3 protein-coding genes are annotated in these 3,489 nt (G+C 70.0%); 2 read left to right on the top strand and 1 reads right to left on the bottom strand.

Annotated features, from left to right (window positions below):
• Window positions 1–38: 38 nt before the first annotated feature.
• Entirely contained in the window at window positions 39–1,319 is a 1,281-nt protein-coding gene (locus tag RT309_RS14325; protein ID WP_313358120.1) for an MFS transporter, read from the bottom strand.
• Window positions 1,320–1,428: 109 nt separating this feature from the next.
• Between RT309_RS14325 and RT309_RS14320 the strand changes: the two genes are divergently transcribed.
• The gene (locus RT309_RS14320) at window positions 1,429–2,505 is read left to right on the top strand and encodes a DNA polymerase IV (RefSeq protein ID WP_313358118.1); all 1,077 of its coding nucleotides are present in this window, start codon (window positions 1,429–1,431) and stop codon (window positions 2,503–2,505) included.
• A 100-nt stretch (window positions 2,506–2,605) separates the two neighbouring features.
• Window positions 2,606–3,489: serine/threonine-protein kinase (locus RT309_RS14315; protein ID WP_313358117.1), on the top strand; the 884-nt coding region annotated here is incomplete at its 3' end.

Genomic DNA, 3,489 nt, shown 5'->3' with positions numbered 1-3,489 from the left:
GACCCCGCGCCGCTGACCCGCCGCCCGCGCACCCCTGCTCAGCGGCGTCGGTTGCGCTCGGGGTCCAGGCCCATCCGGATGCGGGTGCTCTTGCGCTCACGGATGATGAACGACGCACCCAGCAGCCAGAGCGGGATCTGCGTGGCGAACGCCCAGCGGAATGCGTCGAGCGAGTAGGTGTCGGGTGTGCCGGCGCCCTGCAGGTCGAGCGTGAGACCGATGAAGAAGATCGCGATGAGTGCGGCGAGGAATCCGCCGGAGTTGGTCACGCCGGTCGCGGTGCTGAGGCGGTGAGCCGGGTTGTGCGTGCGGGCGTGGTCGAAGGCGATCATCGATGCCGGGCCGCCCGCGGCCAGGCACACCACCAGCACGATGAGCAGCCAGATCGGCGCGGGCCCCGGCCAGAGGATCACCGTGATCCACGCGGCCACCTGAACGGCGATGCTCGGCAGCACGAGTGCGAGCGACCGGCGGGTGGGGATGCGACGTGACAGCATGCCGAGCACCGGGCTCAGCGCCATGCTGACGAGCACGGTGATCGACAGGATGCCGGCGGCGCCGGCGGGCGTGAGCCCCTGACCCGCGGTGAGGAACGGCATGCCCCACAGCAGCAGGAACGCCGTGCTGGCGAACGGGGTGGTGAAGTGCGACCAGAACGCCAGTCGGGTGCCGGGGTGCGCCCAGGCCGCGCGGATGCCGACGCCGGTGTCGATCGCCGAGGTGATCACCTGCACGACACCCGTCTCGGTGTTCACCGTCACGTCGGCGCTGCGCTCGGGCGGATGGTTGCGCACCAGCATCCAGACGAGGATCGCGAAGAGCAGGCCGAGCCCGGCGACGCTGCCGAAGGTGATCGTCCAGTTCGTGGAGTGCAGCAGCACGGCCAGGGGCGTCAGGGCGATGAGCTGGCCTGTCTGGCCGACGAGGCCCGTCAGCTGTCCCATCACGGGACCGCGCTGGGCGGGGAACCACGTGGCGACGAGGCGCAGCACGGCGGGAAAGATCGCCGCATCCCCCGCGCCGAGCAGAACGCGCGCGATGATGGCGATGCCGATGCTCGGTGACACCGCCATCACGAACTGCCCGAGCGCCATGAGCAGCATCCCGATCACCATGATCGGACGCGACCCGTACCTGTCGAGCAGCACCCCGATGGGGATCTGCAGCCCGCCGTACACGGCGAGCTGCACGACGGCGAACAGCGAGAGCGTCGCCGCGTCGGCCTGGAAGCGCTCGGCCGCATCCACACCCACCGCACTGAGCGAGCTGCGGTTCATGATCGCGAGCACGTACGCCGCGACCGCGACGCCCCACACCATCCAGCCCCGCCATCCGGGAGTCGTTCGGGGGAGGGGAGTGTGGCTCACCTGTCAAGGCTAGTCCCGGCGAGCGCGTGACATGACGCAGCGGGCGGCGCAGACTCGAGACATGAGGTCGTGGGTGCTGCACGTCGACATGGACCAGTTCATCGCTGCTGTCGAGGTGCTGCAGCATCCGGAGCTCGCCGGCCGTCCTGTGATCATCGGCGGCAACGGCGACCCCACCGAGCGGGCTGTCGTGGCGACGGCATCGTACGAGGCACGCGAGTTCGGGATCGGTTCGGGCATGCCGATGAAGATCGCGGCGCGCAAGGCACCCGACGACGCCGTCTTCCTGCCGGTGGATCACGCCGCCTACGAGCGCGTGTCGGCGACGGTGATGGCGACGCTGCGCGCACTGCCCGGCGTGACGCTCGAGATCATCGGATGGGACGAGTGCTTTCTCGGGGTGACGACCGACGACCCCGAGTCCGTGGCGCTGCGGGCACAGGAGGCGGTGCTGGCGGCCACCGCACTGCACTGCTCGGTCGGGATCGGCGACAACAAGATCCGCGCGAAGATCGCGACGGGGTTCGGCAAGCCGCGGGGAGTCTTCCGTCTCACCGAGCAGAACTGGTTCGAGATGATGGGGGAGCGGACGACACGCGAGCTGTGGGGCATCGGCCCGCGGGTGCAGAAGCGGCTGGCCGGTCACGGCATCCGCACCGTGCGAGAGCTGGCGGATGCCGACCGCGCAGTGCTCATCGCGGAGTTCGGACCGAGACTGGGCGTCTGGTACACAGACCTCGGCTACGGGCGCGGACCTGCGCTCGTCGACGACACCCCCTGGGTGGCGCGCAGTCACAGCAGAGAGACGACGTATCAGCAGAACCTCACGACGACCGAGCAGATCACCTCGGCGGTTCGTGAGCTGGCCCTCCGGGCGTTCGATGACTGCGCGGCGGAAGCACGGCCGGTCGAGCGCGCGCACCTCAAGGTGAGGTACGCGCCCTTCGACACCAGAACGCTCGGGCGGAAACTGCCCGCGCCGACGTCCGATCGCGAGGATTTCGTGCGCACCGCACTGAAGCTTGCCGCAGCCGTGGATCCGGGGCGCGAGGTGCGTCTGCTCGGAGTACGCGCGGAGATGAGCATGCCCGCAGGCGGCGACCCTGCCGAACGCACCCCGCTGCGCGGGCGAATCTGATCGACGGCGGGCTCGTCGACTGTCAAGGCCGTCGGGCTGCGCCCCACGTCGGCATAGAGTGATGTCGTCGCTGGCCCCGAACAGGCGACGGGAGGACTTGATGACCGACGACGATTCGCTGCCCCCTTCTGACCTGATCGACGGTCGCTATCAGATCCTCGAATGCGTCGGTCAGGGTGGGATGGCGCGGGTCTATCGGGCGAAGGACACCCTCCTCGGACGCATCGTCGCGATCAAGGTGCTGCGCGCAGAGCTGGAGGGCGATGACGCATCGGCCGCCCGTGCACGGGGCGAGATGACGGCGCTCGCCTCGCTCAATCATCCGGCCCTCGTCACGCTCTACGACGCGCAGCTGGTGCCGGGACGCCCCGAGTACCTGGTGATGGAGTACGTCGACGGCCCCACGCTGGCCGAACGCATCGCGCAGCGGCCCCTTCCTGCCGCCGCGGTCGCGGCGCTCGGGGCTGACCTGGCGGAGGCGCTGCATGTCGTGCACAGTGCCGGCATCGTGCACCGCGACATCAAGCCGTCGAACGTGCTCATGTCGCAGGCGCCGTTTCCCGCCAGCCGATCGGGCGCGAAGCTCGCCGACTTCGGCATCTCGGCCCTGGTGGATGCCGCCCGCCTGACCTCGCCCGGCATCGTGATCGGAACGGCCGCGTACATCGCGCCTGAGCAGCTGCAGGGCGCGATGCCCGCGCCGGGGGCAGACATCTACTCGCTCGGACTGGTGATGCTCGAGGCGCTCACCGGCGTACGCGCCTTCCCCCAGTCCGACGGCATCGGCGCCGCGATGGCGAGGTTGGCCTCAGCCCCCGAGGTGCCGGCAGATCTCGGGCCCGCCTGGACGCACCTGCTGACGGGGATGACGGCGACCGATCCGAGCGAACGTCCGATCGCATCGGAGGTCTTCGCGGCAGCATCCGAGCTCGCGGCCGCCTCGCCGCCGCCCTCACCGGGCCGGGGATCGGCGCCGAGGTCATC

Origin of the sequence: Microbacterium sp. (assembly GCF_032084865.1) — a bacterium.
In the GTDB taxonomy this organism is placed as follows: Bacteria; Actinomycetota; Actinomycetes; order Actinomycetales; family Microbacteriaceae; genus Microbacterium.
The sequence above is the reverse complement of the archived record's forward strand: the minus strand, read 5'-3'. Positions and strand labels throughout refer to the sequence as shown.